This window comes from Bradyrhizobium sp. LMG 9283 (genome assembly GCF_045571415.1).
Taxonomy (GTDB): Bacteria; Pseudomonadota; Alphaproteobacteria; order Rhizobiales; family Xanthobacteraceae; genus Bradyrhizobium.
Map to the genome: position 1 here is coordinate 2,784,958 of NZ_CP120691.1, position 18,154 is coordinate 2,803,111.

Annotated in this window: 17 protein-coding genes and 1 pseudogene; 15 read left to right on the forward strand and 3 right to left on the reverse strand. The window is 64.3% G+C overall.

The window, feature by feature from the left end:
- Positions 1-22: 22 nt before the first annotated feature.
- The 8 genes and pseudogenes from P6U29_RS12960 to P6U29_RS12995 all read left to right on the forward strand — a co-directional run bounded on the left by P6U29_RS12960 (position 23) and on the right by P6U29_RS12995 (position 8,633).
- Positions 23-898: an EamA family transporter gene (locus P6U29_RS12960; RefSeq protein ID WP_407117948.1), complete on the forward strand. Its 876-nt coding sequence runs from the start codon at positions 23-25 to the stop codon at positions 896-898.
- A gap of 7 nt (positions 899-905) precedes the next feature.
- The gene (locus P6U29_RS12965; RefSeq protein WP_407117949.1) at positions 906-1,508 is read left to right on the forward strand and encodes a LysE family translocator; all 603 of its coding nucleotides are present in this window, start codon (positions 906-908) and stop codon (positions 1,506-1,508) included.
- A gap of 133 nt (positions 1,509-1,641) precedes the next feature.
- Positions 1,642-2,661, forward strand: coding sequence for a ketol-acid reductoisomerase (ilvC, locus tag P6U29_RS12970; protein WP_407117950.1), 1,020 nt, complete (start codon positions 1,642-1,644; stop codon positions 2,659-2,661).
- 457 nt (positions 2,662-3,118) lie between these two features.
- Positions 3,119-3,271, forward strand: a pseudogene (locus P6U29_RS12975) (oxidoreductase); the annotation flags it as partial.
- Between the two features lie 274 nt (positions 3,272-3,545).
- A complete protein-coding gene (locus tag P6U29_RS12980; RefSeq protein ID WP_407117951.1) occupies positions 3,546-5,258 on the forward strand; it encodes a sulfatase-like hydrolase/transferase in 1,713 nt (570 codons plus the stop codon).
- Between the two features lie 273 nt (positions 5,259-5,531).
- Complete coding sequence (locus P6U29_RS12985; RefSeq protein WP_407117952.1) at positions 5,532-6,698, forward strand: NEW3 domain-containing protein; 1,167 nt, start codon at positions 5,532-5,534, stop codon at positions 6,696-6,698.
- Positions 6,695-7,681: an ABC transporter ATP-binding protein gene (locus P6U29_RS12990; RefSeq protein WP_407117953.1), complete on the forward strand. Its 987-nt coding sequence runs from the start codon at positions 6,695-6,697 to the stop codon at positions 7,679-7,681. Before P6U29_RS12985 ends, P6U29_RS12990 begins: the two co-directional genes overlap by 4 nt.
- Positions 7,671-8,633 carry an ABC transporter permease gene (locus tag P6U29_RS12995; protein WP_407117954.1) on the forward strand — a complete coding sequence of 321 codons (963 nt, stop codon included), beginning with the start codon at positions 7,671-7,673 and terminating at the stop codon, positions 8,631-8,633. Before P6U29_RS12990 ends, P6U29_RS12995 begins: the two co-directional genes overlap by 11 nt.
- A gap of 30 nt (positions 8,634-8,663) precedes the next feature.
- On the opposite strand, the gene P6U29_RS13000 is transcribed toward P6U29_RS12995, so the two are convergent.
- Positions 8,664-10,220 carry a glycine betaine ABC transporter substrate-binding protein gene (locus P6U29_RS13000; protein ID WP_407117955.1) on the reverse strand — a complete coding sequence of 519 codons (1,557 nt, stop codon included), beginning with the start codon at positions 10,218-10,220 and terminating at the stop codon, positions 8,664-8,666.
- Positions 10,217-10,999: an ATP-binding cassette domain-containing protein gene (locus P6U29_RS13005; protein ID WP_407117956.1), complete on the reverse strand. Its 783-nt coding sequence runs from the start codon at positions 10,997-10,999 to the stop codon at positions 10,217-10,219. The genes P6U29_RS13000 and P6U29_RS13005 overlap by 4 nt, the downstream gene beginning before the upstream one ends.
- A 121-nt stretch (positions 11,000-11,120) precedes the next feature.
- On the opposite strand from P6U29_RS13005, the gene P6U29_RS13010 reads away from it, so the two are divergent.
- Together P6U29_RS13010 and P6U29_RS13015 are read left to right on the forward strand one after the other, a co-directional pair.
- On the forward strand, positions 11,121-11,939 hold the full coding sequence (locus tag P6U29_RS13010; protein WP_407117957.1) for an ABC transporter ATP-binding protein: 819 nt from the start codon (positions 11,121-11,123) through the stop codon (positions 11,937-11,939).
- Entirely contained in the window at positions 11,939-12,727 is a 789-nt protein-coding gene (locus P6U29_RS13015; protein ID WP_212376374.1) for an ABC transporter permease, read from the forward strand. Before P6U29_RS13010 ends, P6U29_RS13015 begins: the two co-directional genes overlap by 1 nt.
- A 177-nt stretch (positions 12,728-12,904) precedes the next feature.
- Here P6U29_RS13015 and P6U29_RS13020 read toward each other — a convergent pair whose 3' ends face one another.
- Positions 12,905-13,354: a cupin domain-containing protein gene (locus P6U29_RS13020; protein ID WP_407117958.1), complete on the reverse strand. Its 450-nt coding sequence runs from the start codon at positions 13,352-13,354 to the stop codon at positions 12,905-12,907.
- 138 nt (positions 13,355-13,492) lie between these two features.
- On the opposite strand from P6U29_RS13020, the gene P6U29_RS13025 reads away from it, so the two are divergent.
- From P6U29_RS13025 to P6U29_RS13045, 5 genes are all read left to right on the forward strand, one after another.
- The gene (locus P6U29_RS13025) at positions 13,493-14,518 is read left to right on the forward strand and encodes an ABC transporter substrate-binding protein (protein WP_407117959.1); all 1,026 of its coding nucleotides are present in this window, start codon (positions 13,493-13,495) and stop codon (positions 14,516-14,518) included.
- Positions 14,519-14,548: 30 nt separating this feature from the next.
- Entirely contained in the window at positions 14,549-15,253 is a 705-nt protein-coding gene (locus tag P6U29_RS13030; protein WP_407117960.1) for an NUDIX hydrolase, read from the forward strand.
- Between the two features lie 94 nt (positions 15,254-15,347).
- Positions 15,348-16,658, forward strand: a complete 1,311-nt coding sequence (locus P6U29_RS13035) for an ABC transporter substrate-binding protein (protein ID WP_407117961.1) — start codon at positions 15,348-15,350, stop codon at positions 16,656-16,658.
- 15 nt (positions 16,659-16,673) lie between these two features.
- Complete coding sequence (locus P6U29_RS13040; RefSeq protein WP_407117962.1) at positions 16,674-17,441, forward strand: ABC transporter ATP-binding protein; 768 nt, start codon at positions 16,674-16,676, stop codon at positions 17,439-17,441.
- Positions 17,442-17,444: 3 nt separating this feature from the next.
- Positions 17,445-18,149 (forward strand): ABC transporter ATP-binding protein, encoded by a 705-nt coding sequence (locus P6U29_RS13045; protein WP_407117963.1) that lies wholly within the window; start codon positions 17,445-17,447, stop codon positions 18,147-18,149.
- The last annotated feature ends 5 nt before the right edge of the window (positions 18,150-18,154 follow it).

Below are 18,154 nucleotides of genomic sequence, written 5' to 3' on the forward strand. Positions count from 1 at the left end.
ATAAGCAGAACCGGAAACAACAATGAAGCCGGCCGACATCCTCATCGCCGTCATGGTGGCGATCATCTGGGGGCTTGCCTTCGTGGCGAGCCGGATCGCGCTCGACGAGCTTTCACCGGAGCTGATGACGGCATTGCGCTTTACGATCGCCGCGGTGCCGTGCCTGTTCATTCCCAAGCCGAAGGTGGCCTGGTCGCTGCTGATCGCGATCAGCTTCACGCTGTTCCTCGGTCAGTTCCTGTCCCAGGCTTATGGCATCGCCCATGGCGTGCCGGTGGGCCTGACCAGCGTCGTCGTGCAGAGCCAGGCGCTGTTCACGATCGGCTTCGCAGCGCTCGCATTCGGCGAGCGGCCCACACCGGTGCAGACGCTGGGCATCGTCATTGCCGCGGCGGGCCTGCTGATGATCTGCGGCACAGTCGGCCATGATTTCAGCGTCGCGGCCTTCGCAGTGCTGATGATATCGCCGCTCAGCTTTGCCGTCGGCAATCTGCTGCTGCGCAGCGCGCGCGGCGTGCCGATGTTCGATCTGTTCGCGTGGCTGTGCCTCGCTTCGGCAGTGCCGCTGTTCGTGCTGGCACTGATCGCCAATGGGCCGGCGACGACTTGGACGTCTCTGACGCACATATCGCTGACATCGGTGCTCTGCATGCTGATGCTCGGCGGCATCTCCACCAGCATCGCCTATTGGCTGTGGGGCCGCCTGCTGCGCGACTATCCCGCCGCGCAAGTGGTGCCGTTCGCGTTGCTGGTGCCGTTCGTCGGCTCGGCTGCCTCCAGCATCGTGTTCGGCGAGCGGTTCGGACCGTTGCGGCTTGCCGGCATGCTGACCGTGATCGGTGGTATCGCCGTGATGGTGCTGGCGAAGCGCCCGCAAGTCCTGCCGAAGACAGCGTGAGGTGAGCATGTCCCAGTCGCTGTTCTATGCCTTCCTCATTTTCATGGTCGTGATGTACTTCACGCCAGGACCGAACAATATCATGCTGTTGTCCTCGGGCCTGACCTACGGCTTCCGGCGCACCATCCCGCACATCGTCGGGATCGTCCTCGGCTTTGCCTTCATGGTTGCTGCAGTCGGCCTCGGGCTCGGTACCGTGTTCCTGGCCTATCCGATCTTCCAGACCATCCTGAAATACGCCGGCGCCGCCTACCTGATTTACCTGGCCGCCGTGATCGCCATGTCCGGTCCGGCCAAGCCGGGCGAGGAGAAAGCCCGCGGCCCGATGACCTTCTGGGGTGCGGCCATGTTCCAGTGGATCAACGCCAAGGGCTGGGTGATCGTGATCGGTACCATCACCGCCTATGCCGCGATCGCCCAATTCCCGCTCAACATCGCCATCCAGACCGTGATTAGCCTCGTCGTCGGCACGGTCTCGACCGTGGTCTGGGCGTTGTTCGGCACCGCGTTGCGGCCGATCCTGACCTCCGAGCGGCTGGTCCGCGTCTTCAATATCCTGATGGCGATCCTGCTGCTCGCTTCCCTCTACCCCGTTTTCATGGATGCATGATGTCGCGGATTTCCATGCAGAAACGGGTTTCCCTCGGGGCTGAAAATGCTCTAGACAGCCCCCGAAATCCGCAAATTTCACCCTTCGGACACTGACCATTGGCCGATTTTCGGCCCTGAACGAGGAAACGACTATGCGTGTTTATTACGATCGCGACGCCGACCTGAACCTGATCAAGGGCAAGAAGGTCGCCATCGTCGGCTACGGCAGCCAGGGCCACGCCCATGCGCTCAACCTGAAGGATTCCGGCGTCAAGGAAGTCGCCATTGCGCTGCGCAACGGCTCGGCCTCGGCCAAGAAGGCGGAAGCTGCCGGCTTCAAGGTGCTGGAAGTTGCGGAAGCCGCCAAATGGGCCGACCTCGTCATGATGCTGACCCCGGACGAGCTTCAGGGCGACATCTACCGCGAACACCTGCACGACAACATGAAGAAGGGCGCTGCCCTCGTGTTCGCGCACGGCCTCAACGTCCACTTCAACCTGCTCGATCCGCGCGCCGACCTCGACGTGCTGATGATCGCGCCAAAGGGCCCCGGCCACACCGTGCGCTCGGAGTATCAGCGCGGTGGCGGCGTGCCCTGCCTGATCGCGATTGCCAAGGACGTCTCGGGCAATGCCCATGATCTCGGCCTGTCCTACGCCTCCGCGATCGGCGGCGGCCGCGCCGGCATCATCGAGACCACCTTCAAGGAAGAGTGCGAGACCGACCTGTTCGGCGAGCAGGTGGTACTCTGCGGCGGCCTGGTCGAGCTGATCAAGGGCGGCTACGAGACCCTGGTCGAAGCCGGCTACGCGCCGGAGATGGCCTATTTCGAGTGCCTGCACGAAGTGAAGCTGATCGTCGACCTGATCTATGAAGGCGGCATCGCCAACATGAACTATTCGATCTCCAACACCGCCGAGTACGGCGAGTACGTCACCGGCCCGCGCATCATCACCGACGAGACCAAGAAGGAGATGCGCAAGGTTCTGGCTGACATCCAGGGCGGCAAGTTCGCCCGCGATTGGATGCTCGAGAACAAGGTCAACCAGACCTCGTTCAAGGCGACCCGCGCCAAGCTCGCCGCCCATCCGATCGAGGAAGTCGGCGCGAAGCTGCGCGACATGATGCCCTGGATCAAGAAGGGCGCGCTGGTCGACAAGAGCAAGAACTAAGTCACCGTTCCCCGGACGCAGCGCATCACGCAAGTGGTGCGCTGCCGAGCCGGGGGCCCTTGCGGCTTCCGGGTCCGGGCTCTGTGCTCTGCTTCGCTGCGCTTGTCCGGGACATGAGCGAAAACACGAGCTTCGCTCGTCAAACCAAATCTTAAACCTTCGCAATTAGTGTTGAGCGAAGTCACAAACAGCGTTCGCTCTTTTCATTCTCGCGCCAAGCATTGCTGCTTCATTCAAATTCTTCGCGAGCTGAAGTGCAGCCTGAACGCGAAGAACTGACGCTTAAACCACTTTCTTGATCTCGCGTCCCTTTTCAGACGCTCTCGCGGCCTTCTCCAGCACCAAAACGTCTGCCTCTTCAGGGGCAAGCATTCGACTCTTCATCCGCAGTCTCATCACGCGTAGCGCGAGACCATGTGCCATTGCGTCCTGGCACCTTTCTCCTACATGATCGCCGGCCGAGGTCGTATTCGAGGCGCTGACCGCGGCAAGCCCCAAGGTGCGTTACCAGATCACGCCGGAGCCGCTGCGCTATCTGATCAGTGCCGTGCTGCCGAAACGGACGCTCGACCGCATCATCGCCAAGCGGCTCGGGCTGCTGCCGCAGTAAGGTGGGCGTTCAGCCCGCCGCGACGGTTTGCCTGCGCGGGCGGCGGCCCATCGCGATCATGCGCAGGGGCGCCTTGGCCGGGCCCTGGTCCACGGCTTTCGTTCGCCCGCTGCTAACATTAAGCGAAGGTCGGATCGCGCCGCACGTTGCCTGTCCGTGACAGTTCCATTACAGTTTTATGAAACGGTGCAGCCGGCTGCGCCGGACGCCGTGGCCGTTCGGCCGGCCAGACGGGCTTGGCATCACCGCGCCGGACCAGAGTTGCGTGTCGTCGATGGCGTCCGCGCCCAATCCAGGTCCTTCTGCCACCACCGCCGTGCTGGCGAGCGTCGCCGCGCTCGGCATCTGGCGGCTGCTCGCGGTTGCCGCGCCGCATCTGGCCGCGCTCGCGCTGATGTACGAGACCGAGACGGATTTCGGCTCGCGCCTGTCCTTCGCGCTGGCCTGGGGCATTCTCAACTTCTCCTGGATCACGCTGCTGCGCCGGCCGGCGCTGTCGGGTGCGCTGTCGCTGACCATGGTCGTCGTCCTGGTGCTGCTGTCGCGGCTCAAGCACGACGTCGTGCAGATGACGGTCAACTTCATCGACCTGATGATGATCGACCGGGACACGGTCGCATTCCTGTTCACGATCTTCCCGAATTTGCGCTGGTCGGTGATATCAGCCGGCCTCGTCACGCTGCCGCTGATGTATGCGCTGTGGTGGCTCGACCCGTTCCGCATCCGCCGCCTGCCCGCACTCGCCTGCAAGCTCGCTTGTCTCGCTGCCCTCGTCGGCTATTCGCTCTCTCATCCGGACGAAGCCTGGCGCGGCTATTACGACGACGGCTATCTCTCGAAGTTCTTCCGCTCCGGCGTCACCGCGGTCTCCGATCTCGTGCAGTACGGAGTCATGGAGTCGGCCGCTTCGACCAACGAGCGGCTCAACATGCCGCTGGTCGATTCCTGCCATCCCGCCGGCCGGCGGCCGAACATCATCATGATCCATGATGAGTCGAGCTTCGACATCCGCGCCGCACAAGGGATCAAGGTGCCGCCGCGCTATGGCGATCATTTCAAGTCATGGGATGGCAAGCAGCGCACGTTCCTCGCCGAGAGCAATGGCGGGCCGAGCTGGTTCACCGAATACAATGTGCTCGCGGGGCTCTCCTCGCGCTCGTTCGGCCGTTTCGCCTATTTCGTGACGCGCATCGCCTCGAACCGGGTCGAGCGCGGCCTGCCGCTCGCGCTACGCCGTTGCGGCTACGATACGCTGTCGCTCTATCCCGCCCATGGCGGCTTCATGGGCGCGCGCAGCTTCCAGATGACGACCGGCATCGAGCGCTTCCTCGACTCCAAGGATCTCGGCGCCAAGGATGTGGAGCCCGACAGCTTCTTCTACGACAAGGCGCTTCAGCTCATGGGGCAGCAGCCGCCGAACAAGCCGCTGTTCACCTTCATCTATCTCGGTGCCAATCATTTCCCCTGGGAGACCCGCTTCCGTCCCGACCTGCTGCCGAGCTGGCGTGCGCCGGGCAATGGGCCGTCCTTCGACGAATATCTGCGCCGTCAGGCCATGAGCGCCGAGCAATACAAGGCATTCGTCGCGGGCCTGAAGAAGACCTTTCCGGGCGAACCCTTCCTGATCGTGCGCTATGGCGATCACCAGCCCGAATTTGCGCCGAGCCTGCTTGAGCCCGGGCTCGATGAGAGTGCGATCGGCAAGAAGCTCGATGCCTACGATCCGCGCCTCTACGCGACCTATTACGCCATCGACGCCGTCAACTTCGAGCCGGTCAGAACCGACACCGTGATGGACACGATCGACGGTCCCTATCTGCCGCTGGTGATCCAGGAAGCCGCCGGCATCCCGCTCGATCCGTCCTTCGCCGAGCAGAAGGCGATCATGCTCCGCTGCAAAGGCATCTTCTACGGCTGCAAGGACGGCGCCGAAGCGCGGCGGCTCAATCGGCTGCTGATCGACGCTGGGATCATCCACGGGCTTTAGCGGCGCGATGCCATTCAGGCGGAGCATCGGCGCCGCTGATGCGCGGGCCGGAGAAGCATCGCATTACGGCCTCGTAACCTTTCACGCGTGCACGCCGACTTCGAACTAAAGTCTGAGACAAAATCGCCTGCAATCACCGACTTGTAACTGGCAGGCCGCTTCGCTTCCAAAACTTCGTCACGATTGCTTCCATCATCCGACACGCCGCCAAATGGTCTTTCCGGCGGTGCGAAGCCCATCCCTGATCCATCCTTCCTTGCAGGAGTATCGTCCATGCGAGCGCTTGATGCTGCGCGTCTTGCATTTGCCCTCGTGCTGCTGAGTCCGGCTGCCCACGCGGCCGAACCTGCGCACGACATCAAGGGGCTTTATCTCATGACCGACTATCCGGCGGTCACGGTGCGGCCGGGGACCACGACCAACATCTCACTGCGTCTGCAGAACTACGGTCTCGCGCCGCAGCGCTACCAGCTTTCGGTGGCAGGCGTGCCGAGCGGCTGGACCGCGACGCTACTCGGTGGCGGTCAGCCGGTCGGCGCCGCGATGCCGGCCCCCGACGGCAGTGTCGCGCTGCAGCTCAGGCTCGACGTGCCTGCGGGTAACGATCTCGCCCCGCATACGCTCACGGTCAAGGCCGAAGGGCAGGGCACCACGGCCGAACTCCCGGTTGCGGTCTCGCTCGCCAAGGAGCTGCCCGCCAAGCTCAGCGTGAAATCCAGCCTGCCGTCGCTGCGCGGCAGCCCGAAATCCAATTTCGATTATACGCTCTCGATCAAGAACGATTCCGGCCGCAATCTCGTTGCCAGTTTTGCAGCAGAGGCTCCCGCCAATTTCGAGACATCGTTCACCGAGGCCTACGGCACGCAGGAGCTCTCGTCGATTCCGATCGATGCGGGCCAGTCCAAAGATATCAAGCTGAAGGTGCGCCCGCCCACGACGGTCGACGCCGGTCACTTCCCGGTCAAGGTGATCGTGAAGGCCGAGGATGCCTCTGCTTCCACCGAGCTTGCGCTCGACATCGTCGGCCAGCCGCAGCTCCAGATCTCGGGCCGCGATGGTCTGTTGAGTGCGCGTGCGGTCGCCGGCAAGCAGAGCTCGATCCCGATCGTCGTGACGAATTCCGGCACCGCTCCGGCGGAGAATATCACGCTGGCCGGAACGGCGCCGAGTGGATGGAAGGTGACATTCGAGCCGGCGACCATCGAGCGGCTCGTGCCGGGCAAGGACAGCGAGGTGCAGGCGTTGATCACGCCCAGCGACAAGTCGTTGGCCGGTGACTACCAAGCGACGATCCGCGCCACATCGCGCGGAGAGAACGCTTCCGGCCAGTTCCGCATCACCGTCGGCACTTCGACCGTATGGGGCATGGCAGGTGCAGGCGTCATCGGCGTCGCGCTCCTGCTGATGCTGGGTGCAGTCGCGAGGTTCGGACGGCGATGAGGAATCAATCAAAGGACAGCCGAGGGACGGCACCGGATCCCGTCATCGCCGCGCGCGGGCTGACGCGGCGCTACGGCGCTGCGGCCGTCGTCGATGGCATCGACTTCGACATTGCGCGCGGTGAGGTGTTCGGCCTGCTCGGCCCGAACGGCGCGGGCAAGACCACGACCATCCTGATGATGCTGGGATTAACCGAGATATCGTCTGGCGAGGTCAGCGTGCTCGGCTTCAATCCGGCCCGAGAACCGCTGAAGGTCAAGCAGCGCGTCGGCTATCTGCCCGATGCGGTCGGCTTCTATGATCATCTCACCGCCGCCGAAAACCTTGCCTATACGGCGAAGCTGATGGGACTGGCGCGCGCTGAGCGCAGGCGGCGGATCGAGGCGGCACTGATGCGGGTCGGCCTCGCGCAGGTCGCCTCAAAGCGGGTCGCGACGTTCTCGCGTGGCATGCGGCAACGGCTGGGTCTCGCCGAGATCATCGTGAAGCGGGCCGAGATCGCCATCCTGGACGAGCCGACGTCGGGCCTCGACCCGCAGGCGACGCAGGAGTTCCTGGGATTGATCGGAGAATTGAAGGCCGAGGGCATCACGGTGCTGCTGTCGTCCCACATGCTCGACCAGGTGCAACGCATCTGCGACCGGGTCGCGCTGTTCCAGGGCGGACGTATCGTGTTGATGGGTGCGGTGCCGGAGCTCGCAGTCAAGGTGCTCGGTGCCGGCTTCGTCGTGGAAGTCGAGGCCGACGGACTCGGTATAGCCCGGCGGCTTGCGATGATCCCCGGTGTGACCCAGGTCGACACCCTGGGCGTCGATCGCTTCCGCATGACTGCCGAGCGCGACGTGCGGCCGGACGCGGCACGCGCCGTGGTCACGGTCGGTGGTGACTTGCGCAGATTGTCGATCGACGAACCAAGCCTCGAGGCGATCTACGCGCGCTATTTCCAGATCAGGCCCACGGGAGATGTTCGCCATGCGGCGTGAGGGTTCACCGTTCCGCGGACTGTCGACCGTCTTCGTCAAGGAGCTCGCCGATCATCTCTCCAGCATCCGCATGCTGATGCTGGAGCTCCTGATCGTCTTCACGGCGCTCGCCGCGCTCTACGGGGCGATCAGCAACCTCAGGCAGAACACGGCCGAAGATCCGTTCCTGCTGCTCCGCCTCTTCACCATCGACAAGGCGCCGCTGCCGTCCTTCGTCGCGATTCTCGGATTCCTCATTCCGCTGATGGCGATCGGGCTCGGCTTCGACGCCATCAACAGCGAGCACAACCGGCGGACGTTATCGCGCATCCTGGCGCAGCCGATCTATCGCGATGCGCTGCTGATGGGAAAATTCCTCGCAGCCCTCGCCACCATCGGCATCAGCCTCGCTGCCTTGTGGTTGCTGGTGATCGGTCTCGGCCTGATCTTCCTCGGGGTGCCGCCCGGCGGCGAGGAGATCGCGCGCTCGCTGGTGTTCCTGATCGTGGCGATCTTCTATGCCGGTGTCTGGCTCTCGCTGGCCATGCTGCTGTCGATCGTGTTCCGCTCGCCGGCGACCGCGGCGCTGGTTTCGCTTGGCATCTGGCTGTTCCTGACCGTGCTCTGGCCGATGCTGGCCCCGGCGATCGCGCAGGCAATCGCTCCGGCCGATCCGCGCTACGCGCTGCTCGGCCTCAACGATCCGGCCACCGCGATCTGGACGCAGGAGCTGCTGCGGCTCTCGCCCAACGACCTGTTCGGAGAGGCGATGCTCGCCGTGCTCTCGCCGACCACGCGCGCGCTCGGCCCGGTGTTCCTTGACCAGCTCCGTGGCGCCGTCATGGGATCACCGCTCCCATTCGGCGAGAGCGTCATGATCGCCTGGCCGCAAACGGTGGGCCTGATCGCGGGCACCATCGTGCTGTTCGCCTTCGGCTATGTGCTGTTCCAGCGCCAGGAGGTGAGGGCGTGAACCGGTCGCGGTGAGCTAGGCAATTCTGCCCTAGCGTCGCCCGATCTGCTCCCACAGCCATCGCGCGACCGCGTCTGGCGAGGAGTTCGCATCATTGCCGCTGGCGCGCAAATTCGCCTCGCGCATGGTGGCGATGTCGATCTTGCCGAGCAGCGGCTGCAGCGCCGTCTTGAGCCGTTCGTCGCCGGCGCGTTTTGGCGCCAGCAGCAGGATCGCGTCATAGGGCGGGATCGCGTGGCGGGGATCGTCGAGCGTGACAAGGTCGTATTTCGCGATCAAGCCGTCGCTGGTGTAGCCGGCGATGACGTCGACCTCGCCGCTGGCGACGGCCGCATACATGAAATCCGGCTGCATCTGGCGCTGGGCGCGGAACTGGAGCCCGTAGGCTTTTTGCAGGGCCGCCCATTCGGGGCGCGAGAAGAATTCGTAGTCGCCGGCAATCGACAGTTTCGAGGCATGTGCGCTGAGGTCGGCGATGGTGCGGATGCCGAGCGCCTCGGCGCGCTGTCTCGGCATCACCAGCGCATAGGCGTTCTCGAAGCCGAGCTCGCCGAGCAGCGTGATGTTGTCCTTCGCGAGCGCCGTCTTCAGCTCGGCGACCAGCTCGGTGCGCGGCTTGATGTCGGTGCGATGGAGCTGGTTGGCCCAGAGCGTGCCGGAATAGTCGACATAGAGATCGATGTCCCCGGCCTTCAGCGCCTCGAAGATCACGCTAGAGCCGAGGCCGGAGCGCGCCGTGGCCGCGAGGCCGGCCGCCTGGAGGCGGTCCCTCATCAACGCCGACAGCACGTATTGCTCGGCGAAGGTTTTTGCGCCGACCACGTAGCCTGACGAGCGTCCCACGGTCGGCACCAGCGTCGCGGCGACCAGCGCCGCGATTCCGACCACGCCGAGGACGCTGCGCAAGCGGCTGCGGTGGCGCAGGCCGTTCTCGATCAGGCCAAGCAACTGATCGACCGCGAGCGCGAGCAGGGCCGAGGCCAGGCAGCCGAACAGCACGAACACCCAGTTCTGGGTTTGGAGCCCGGCGAAGATGTAATTGCCGAGGCTGGTCTGCCCGATCGGGGTTGAGAGCGTCGCGGTGCCGATCACCCACACTGCGGCGGTGCGGATCCCCGCCATCATCACCGGCAGCGCCAGCGGCAGTTCGACCATGAGCAGCGATTGCCGTGCGGTCATGCCGACACCCTTGGCGGCTTCGATCAGCGCGGGATCGATGCCGTTGAGGCCGGTGATGCCGTTGCGCAGCACCGGCAGCATCGAATAGAGCGCCAGCGCCAGCATCGCCGGCAGGAAGCCGAACGCGGAGAAGGAAAGGCCGAACCAGGCCAGCGTGACGGAAGCAGCTAGCAGCAGCAGCGGATAGAACAACGCAAGCAGTGCCAGCCCAGGTACGGTCTGCACGATGCTGGCGAACGCGAGCAGGAGGCCGCGCGGCGTCGGACGGTTGCGTGTCAAGATCGCCAGCGGCAGGCTGACGGCGAGGCCAAGCGCGAGCGCGGCGAGGCTCACCCGCACATGGTTGCCGAGATAGTCGGGCAGATGCGCCAGCGCCTCGCCCCAACGCGGATCGGTGAAGAGGCTCATGCCGCACCGCTCTGCGGCAGCAGCGTGTTCAACCGCTCGACCTGGCGGCGCGGCGTGCGCAGCAGCTCCAGCACGTAGGCGTCGCTGCTGTTCGAGAGCTCCGCAGGCGTCCCCTGCGCGAGCAGCCGCCCGCCGCGCATCACTGCGATGCGGTCGGCGAGCAGGATCGCCTCGGTCATGTCGTGTGTGATCATGACGGTGGTCAGGCCGAGGCTGCGGTGTAGCGCGCGATAGTCCTCGCCGAGCGCATCGCGGGTGAGGGGATCGAGTGCGCCGAACGGCTCGTCCATCAGCACGATGCGGGGCTTTGCGGCGAGCGCCCGCGCCACGCCGACACGCTGGCGCTGGCCCCCGGAGAGTGCCTCGGGCAGACGGTCGCGATGCGATGCGCGGTCGAGCTGCACGAGCTCCAGCAGCTCGTCGATGCGCCCTGCGATCGCCGCTGCCGGCTCACCCAGCAGCTTTGGCGTGATTCCGATATTGTCGGCGACGCTCAAATGCGGAAACAGCCCGCCGCTCTGGAACACGTAGCCGATCCGCCGCCGCAGCGCGACCGGATCGACATTCCGCACATCCTCGCCCTCGACGGTGATCGTGCCGACGTCGGCCTCGATCAGCCGGTTGGCGAGCCGCAGCAGCGTGGTCTTGCCCGAGCCGGACCCGCCCACGATGGCCAGAAATTCGCCCTCGGCAATGTCGAGCGACACATCGTCCACAGCCCTAAGGGAGCCGAAGCTCTTGGTGACCTCTTGGTAGCTGATCGCCAGCTTGGAAGGCATCGCGGGTGGGCTCAAGAGAGGTGAAGGGAACGGCAAGTCCCCATGCGTAGCACGCTTGGCGCCTTGATTGAACTTGGCCGCGCGAGCGGCTAAGGCATCGGCCTGAGTTCGGAGGAAGCACATGACGACGCCCACGGCAGTGACGCTGGAGGATGCCAAGGTCGCGTTCCGGCTGGGGGACGGCCGGGTCTATACGGCGGTGGAGAAGGCGCATCTTGCGGTCGCGCCGGGCGAGTTCGTCGCCATCGTCGGCCCGACCGGCTGTGGGAAATCGACGCTGCTCAATATCGCAGCCGGCCTGCTCAAGCCGGCGGCGGGCAGCGTCAGGATATTCGACGGGCCGCTGACGGGGCTGAACCAGGATGCCGGCTACCTGTTCCAGGCCGACGCGCTGTTCCCCTGGAAGACCGCGCTCGACAATGTCGCGATCGGGCTCGAGATCAAGGGCACGCCGCGCGCAGAGGCGGTGTCGCGGGCGCAAAAATGGCTGACCTCCGTCGGCCTCGGCGCCTTTGCGGGCCGCTACCCGCACATGCTCTCAGGCGGCCAGCGCAAGCGCGTGGCGCTGGCGCAGGTGCTGATCCGCGATCCTAAGATTCTCTTGATGGACGAGCCGTTCGGGCCGCTCGATGCACAGACGCGCCAAGTCATGGGCAACCTGCTGCTCGACTTGTGGAACGCCGATCGCAAGGCCGTGCTGTTCGTGACTCATGATCTGGAAGAAGCGATCGCGCTCGCCGACCGCGTGGTGATCATGTCGGCCGGGCCGTCCTCGCGCATCATCGGCGACTGGCGCGTCAGCTTGCCGCGCCCGCGCGACATCTTCGAGGTGCGGCTGGATAAGGAGTTCCATGCGCTGCATCGCGAGATCTGGAGCGTGCTGAAGGACGAGGTGATGAAGGGTTACGTGCAATCCACTCACGCAGTGGAGGCGGTCTGATGTCGCGCCCGACGCTGTTTGCGCTGCAGGTCCTGGTCGCTGTCGTCTGCATCGTGCTGTGGCAAGTGCTGTCGACCGTTCCCGTATTCGGCAAGATCCTGCTGCCGCCGTTCTTCTTCTCCAATCCGTTCGACGTGTTCAGCCAGATCGTGAAATGGTTCGCCTCCGGCGTGATCTGGAAACATCTCGGCATCACGCTTGCGGAATCGATCCTGGCCTTCGTGATCGGATCGCTCGGCGGCGTGCTGGTCGGCTTCTGGTTCGCGCGCCAGCCGCTGGTCGCCGCCGTATTCGATCCTTACGTGAAGATGGTCAACGCATTGCCGCGCGTCGTGCTGGCGCCGATCTTCGCGCTGTGGCTCGGGCTTGGCATCTGGTCCAAGGTTGCGCTCGGCGTCACGCTGGTGTTCTTCATCGTGTTCTTCAACGTCTATCAGGGCGTCAAGGAGGTCAGCCGGACCGTGCTCGACAACGGCCGCATGCTCGGCATGAGCGAGCGGCAATTGATGCAGCATGTCTATTGGCCTTCGGCGCTGTCGTGGATGTTCTCCTCGCTGCACACCTCGGTCGGCTTCGCCGTCGTCGGCGCGGTCGTCGGCGAATATCTGGGATCGGCGGCGGGTCTCGGTTATCTGATCCAGCAGGCCGAGGGCGTGTTCGACGTTGCCGGCGTGTTCGCCGGCATGTTCGTGCTGTCGGCCTTCGTCATCCTGATCGACTATGGCGTGACGTTGGTCGAGCGGAGGCTGCTGGTGTGGCGGCCAACCGCTTCGGATGGGCGGGGATAGCAGTAAGAAAATTAGTTTCTGATTGCGAGCCACACCCAAGGTGCGCTCCCTCTCCCGCCCGCGGGGAGGGGACGGGGAGAGAGTGTCTCCACTTGGGGGAGCCCCGAAGAGGAGAGAACCCTCACCCGCGCCTTCGGCGCGACCTCTCCCGCAAGCGGAAAGGGTGAAAGCAAGAGCTCAATCCAGCAGCTTGACGTCGTCGGGCGCCTGCGGCGGGGTCTTGATCGCGATGGCCTTGACCTGGCCGCTGATCGGCTTGGTGCCGCCATGCGGCGTGCCCTTTGGAATGATGACGAGGTCGCCTGGCTTCACCGTGACCTCCTTGTCGCCGAGCCAGATCGTGCCGGTCCCGTCCAGGATGTACTGGATCTCGTTGGTGTTGGGATGCAGGTGCTTGGGCACGTTGCCGATCTGGATCGACACGGTGGCGCCGTCGGCGGTCATGAACGTCTTCGAGCGGTAGCCAACCTTGTTGGCGGGGCCCAGCGCGTCGCCTTCCATCTCGCCGGTATGGATGATCTGCGCGGTGATGCTCTCGGCGGCGAGTGCCGGCCCGAGCAGGTAAGTTGCGCCGCATCCCGCGGCAAAGGCGGCGGCGATCGACAGCCCGGCGGCAAGGCGATTCATGGATGATCCTCCCCATCAGGAATTGTTCTTGTCCGCGCATGCTATTGCGCCGCAAGACCGATGGCCAGCCCACTTCGGCAGTGCTTCTCAAGCCCGCCCCGCTGCTCTATGGTGCCGCCGGCCGAACGGAGGAAACCAATGAAGAACACGATTGCCAGGCTCGCCGGCGCGCTGCTCGCGCTGACGCTCACCACCGGATTTGCCGCGGCGCAAAGCAAGGTCACCATCGCGGTCGGCGGCGGCTCCTGCCTGTGCTATCTGCCGACGGTGCTGGCCAAGCAGCTTGGCGAATATGAGAAGGCCGGCCTCAATGTCGAACTGGTCGACCTCAAGGGCGGCTCGGATGCGCTGAAAGCCGTGCTCGGCGGCAGTGCCGATGTCGTCTCTGGCTATTTCGACCATTGCGTCAATCTCGCGGCCAAGAAGCAGGAGCTGCAGTCCTTCGTGGTCTATGACCGCTATCCCGGCCTCGTCCTGGTGGTCGCGCCCTCGCGCACCAATGACATCAAATCGGTCAAGGACCTTGCCGGCAAGAAGGTCGGCGTGAGTGCGCCCGGCTCCTCCACCGACTTCTTCCTCAAATATATGCTGAAGAAGAACGGGCTCGACCCCACCAGCGCCGCCGTGATCGGCGTCGGCCTCGGCGCTACCGCGGTCGCCGCCATGGAGCAGGGGCAGATCGATGCTGCCGTGATGCTCGATCCTTCGGTGACCGTGCTTCAGGGCAGCCACAAGGATCTCCGCATCCTCTCGGACACCCGCACCCAGAAGGATACGCTCGAGACGTTCGGCGGCGAATATCCGGGCGGCGCGCTTTACTCGACGGCAGCCTGGGTCAACGGCCACCAGAAGGAGGCGCAAGGGCTCACCAATGCGATCCTCGCCACGCTCGCCTGGATCCATTCGCATTCGCCCGAGGAGATCATGGCGAAGATGCCGGAGGAGACGGTGGGCAAGAACAAGGATCTCTATCTTGCTGCGCTGAAGAACACGATCCCGATGTACTCCGAGACCGGCAAGATGGACCCGAAGGGCGCCGACGCCGTGCTCGCCGTGTTCAGCGTCGGTTCGCCCGAGGTCGCGAACGCCAAGATCGACGTCAGCAAGACCTTCACCAACAAATTCGTCGATCAGGCCAAGAAGACCTCGGGGAATGCCAAATAGCTGATCGCGAAGGCGAAGTAACCAGGCGTCATGTCGTCATTGGTCATTCATCGCGTCACGACGCTTGATCTTGCCGTGCGGCCGATCGTTTGGCCGTTCGCCGAGGAGCGCCGTGCTGAGATCACGGCGCATTTCGCCGAGAAGCAGCGCGAGCGGCCGAAGATCTGGAACGGTCGCGTCCTGCTCGGGCGCGGCGCCGCGTTCATGGACGGCCATCTCGCCGCGACCTATTTCGAGACCGATTTCGCCAGCTTCCTCGCCTGGCGCGACTGGGGCTTTCCTGACCCGGCCGTGTTCAACGGTTTCGGCATGGGCGCGCTGCGCGCCTCCGACGGCGCTTTCCTGATGGGCGAGATGTCGCAGCATACCGCCAATGCGGGCCGCATCTATTTCCCTTCGGGCACGCCCGACCTTGACGACATTAGGGACGGCGCCCTCGACATTCGCGGCAGTGTCGTTCGCGAGATCGCGGAGGAGACCGGGCTAACCGCCGACGATTACGCGGCGGAGGCGGACTGGCATTGCGTCGTCTCCGGCCGTGTGATTGCGATGATTCAGGTCCTCAACCTGGACATGCCGGGCGATGAAGCCCGCGCCCGGATCGAAGCTCATCTCGCGCGCGAGGCCGAACCCGAATTGTCGGCCATTCGTCTCGTGCGCGGGCTGAGCGATCTTACGCCGACCATGCCGCGATTTGTCACGGCCTTTGTCGAGCAGCAGTTCGCCTCTCGCTGACGCGCGAGGCTTGACATCGCTTCGCGCAGCCCATGTGATGGGCGAAAAGAAATTGCAACAAGAATGCAATGCACAATCGTCCAGGGAGGTTTAGATGCGCCTGCGCATGGCTACCCGCTTGGTACGTGGGTTGTTGGTCGCGATATCAGCGACGGGCTTGGCGGTGTCCGCCGAGGCCCAGGAGAAGAAGCTCAAGATCGGCGTCATCTATGATCTGACCGGCCCGCTGGCCGGCGGCGGTTCGGAGCTGCAATATACCGGCGCAAGGATCATGTTGGATCAGTACAGCGCGAAGAACGTCGAGGGCTACAAGATCGAGGCAATCTATGCCGATGCTCAGAGCAAGCCGGATGTCGCCATCAATGAAGCGGTCCGTTTGATCGAGCAGGAAAAGGTCGACATGCTGCTCGGCTTCTTTTCCTCGGCGCAGTGCGTGCCGGTGGCAGCGCGCGTCGAGCAGCTGAAGAAGTTCATGTGGATCACGACCTGCATTTCTTCCGCAGTGCTGGAGAACAAGAACTACAAATACGTGTTTCGCCCGCAGGCCTCCGGCGATCAGTTCGGTATGATGACGATGGAATTCATCGCGCAGAACACTAAGGAAAAATTTGGCAAAGATCCGAAGGACCTGCGGGTCGCTATCATTCATGAGGACGGCGCCTACGGCGTCGACGTTGCCAAAGGCAATGAGGCGGGCGCCAAGAAGGCCGGTTTCAACATCGTGCTCAGGGAGGGCTATTCGGCGACGGCCCCGGATTTGTCTGCGCTGGTCACCAAGCTGAAGCGGGCCAAGCCGGATGTGATCTTCCACACCGGCTACAACCCCGACATCACCCTGTTGCTCCGGCAAGCCCGCGAACAGGGGCTGAAGTTCGGCGCACTGGTGGGACATGGCGCCGGCTACGGGGTCTATGAGAAGCTAAAGGAAGGCCTGGGCGCCGACGTAAACTACGTCTTCAACACCGATCCGATCTCGATCTGGCTCGCCAACCAGAAGAGCATGGATCCGAAGCTGCCGCCGATCATCAAGGCGATTGGCGAGGAGTTCGACAAGCGCAAGCCGGGCGTCGCCATCCGTTCGGCCCATGTCGGCATGGCTGCGTCCAACACCTACTTGTTCCTGACCGACGTGCTGCCGCGAGCGATCAAGAAATATGGCGGCATAGATCCCGACTCCTTACGCAAGGCCGCACTCGACACCGACATACCCGAAGGCGGCACCATGCTCGGCTTCGGCGTCAAATTCCACGGCGAGGGCTCGCCAATGGCCGGCCAGAATCAGCGCTCGTTCCCGGTCGTGATCCAGTACGTCGACGACAAGTCCTATGTGGTATGGCCCAAAAGTCAGGCGCAGCGCGAGGCGGTGCTGCCGCTGCCCAAGGGCACTACCTACAGCAACCAGTAGCGGCGGAGAGCTTTGGTGTTGGAAGTCAGCGGGCTGGTGAAGCGGTTCGGCGGCTTCACCGCCGTGAACAACGTCTCGTTCAGGGTCGACCAGGGTGAGATCCTCGGCCTGATCGGGCCCAACGGCTCGGGCAAGAGCACGATCTTCAACATGCTCTCCGGCACGCTGGCGCCGACCGCCGGATCGATCCTGTTTGCCGGGCATGAGATCGCAGGCCTTGCGCCGCACCGGATCATCAACCGCGGCATCGGACGCACCTTCCAGATTCCGCGTCCCTTCCGCCGCCTGACCATCTTCGAGAACGTCGCGCTCGCCGGATTCTACGGCCAGGGCCGCCACAGTCGCATCAAGGCCGAGGAGGCGGCCGAGCGGTCGCTGGCGATGGTTGGCCTGCCGACCGATCGCCATGCCAGCGTCGACGGCCTGGGGGCGGCCGGCCTGAAGAAGCTCGAGCTGGCGAAGGCCCTTGCCACTTCGCCGAAGCTGCTGCTCGCCGACGAGAGCCTTGGCGGTCTCGACGAGGCCGAGATGGACCAGGCGGCCGACATGCTGCGCAACATCCGCGACGAGCTCGGCATCACCATCATCTGGGTCGAGCACATCATGGGTGTGCTGATGCGCGTCGTCGATCGCGTCATGGTGCTCGATCATGGCGAGAAGATCTCGGAAGGGCTGCCGAGCGCGGTCGCCGGCGATCCGCGCGTGATCGAAGTCTATCTCGGCACCGATGCAGAGACCACGCAGGCCGCGGCCGCCGAGGCGCGCCGCCGCGCGGGAGGTTAGCCCATGCTGGAGCTCCGCGGCGTCAATGCCGGCTACGGCACGTTCCAGGCGCTGTTCGACGTCAACCTCGACGTCAAGGCCGGCGAGGCCGTCGGCGTCATCGGTCCCAATGGCGCCGGCAAGACGACCTTGATGCGCGTCATCTCCGGCCTGATCCGTCCCTCGCGCGGCGCGATCAAGATGGAACGCGTCGATGTCGTCGCGACCCCGGCGCACAAGATCGTCAGCCTCGGCATTGCGCATGTGCCGGAGAACCGGCGGCTGTTTCCGCGGCTCACGGTCGACGACAATCTCAAGATGGGCGCGTTCATGAAGGACGCGCGCGGCCATTATGCCGAACGGCTGGATGTCGTGTTCGACCTGTTCCCGCGCCTGAAGGAGCGGCGGCATCAGATGGCCGGCACCATGTCGGGCGGCGAGCAGCAGATGTGCGCGATCGGCCGCGCGCTGATGTCCAATCCGAAGCTGCTGCTGCTCGACGAACCCTCAGCGGGCCTCGCGCCGGTCGTGGTGCAGCAGGTGTTCGAGCTGGTGAAGCGGATCCGCGCCAGCGGCCTGACCGTGCTGATCGTCGAGCAGAACGTGCAGCAGGTCCTGAAAGTGGTCGATCGCGCTTATCTGATCGAGGCGGGCACGATCCGCGCGTCCGGCACCTCGGCCGAGATGCTGGCGAGCGACACCGTCAAGGAAGCTTATCTCGGGGTGTGATGGGC

Bases quoted from the DNA above. Each gene is read 5' to 3' on its own strand.
- P6U29_RS13030 (WP_407117960.1), top strand. From the start codon at position 14,549: ATGTCGTCATTGGTCATTCATCGCGTCACGACGCTTGATCTTGCCGTG.
- P6U29_RS13015 (WP_212376374.1), top strand. From the start codon at position 11,939: ATGTCGCGCCCGACGCTGTTTGCGCTGCAGGTCCTGGTCGCTGTCGTC.
- P6U29_RS13035 (WP_407117961.1), top strand. From the start codon at position 15,348: ATGCGCCTGCGCATGGCTACCCGCTTGGTACGTGGGTTGTTGGTCGCG.
- P6U29_RS12960 (WP_407117948.1), top strand. From the start codon at position 23: ATGAAGCCGGCCGACATCCTCATCGCCGTCATGGTGGCGATCATCTGG.
- P6U29_RS12990 (WP_407117953.1), top strand. From the start codon at position 6,695: ATGAGGAATCAATCAAAGGACAGCCGAGGGACGGCACCGGATCCCGTC.
- P6U29_RS12965 (WP_407117949.1), top strand. From the start codon at position 906: ATGTCCCAGTCGCTGTTCTATGCCTTCCTCATTTTCATGGTCGTGATG.
- P6U29_RS13025 (WP_407117959.1), top strand. From the start codon at position 13,493: ATGAAGAACACGATTGCCAGGCTCGCCGGCGCGCTGCTCGCGCTGACG.
- ilvC (WP_407117950.1), top strand. From the start codon at position 1,642: ATGCGTGTTTATTACGATCGCGACGCCGACCTGAACCTGATCAAGGGC.
- P6U29_RS13045 (WP_407117963.1), top strand. From the start codon at position 17,445: ATGCTGGAGCTCCGCGGCGTCAATGCCGGCTACGGCACGTTCCAGGCG.
- P6U29_RS13020 (WP_407117958.1), bottom strand. From the start codon at position 13,354: ATGAATCGCCTTGCCGCCGGGCTGTCGATCGCCGCCGCCTTTGCCGCG.
- P6U29_RS13000 (WP_407117955.1), bottom strand. From the start codon at position 10,220: ATGAGCCTCTTCACCGATCCGCGTTGGGGCGAGGCGCTGGCGCATCTG.
- P6U29_RS12985 (WP_407117952.1), top strand. From the start codon at position 5,532: ATGCGAGCGCTTGATGCTGCGCGTCTTGCATTTGCCCTCGTGCTGCTG.
- P6U29_RS12995 (WP_407117954.1), top strand. From the start codon at position 7,671: ATGCGGCGTGAGGGTTCACCGTTCCGCGGACTGTCGACCGTCTTCGTC.
- P6U29_RS13005 (WP_407117956.1), bottom strand. From the start codon at position 10,999: ATGCCTTCCAAGCTGGCGATCAGCTACCAAGAGGTCACCAAGAGCTTC.
- P6U29_RS13010 (WP_407117957.1), top strand. From the start codon at position 11,121: ATGACGACGCCCACGGCAGTGACGCTGGAGGATGCCAAGGTCGCGTTC.
- P6U29_RS12980 (WP_407117951.1), top strand. From the start codon at position 3,546: ATGGCGTCCGCGCCCAATCCAGGTCCTTCTGCCACCACCGCCGTGCTG.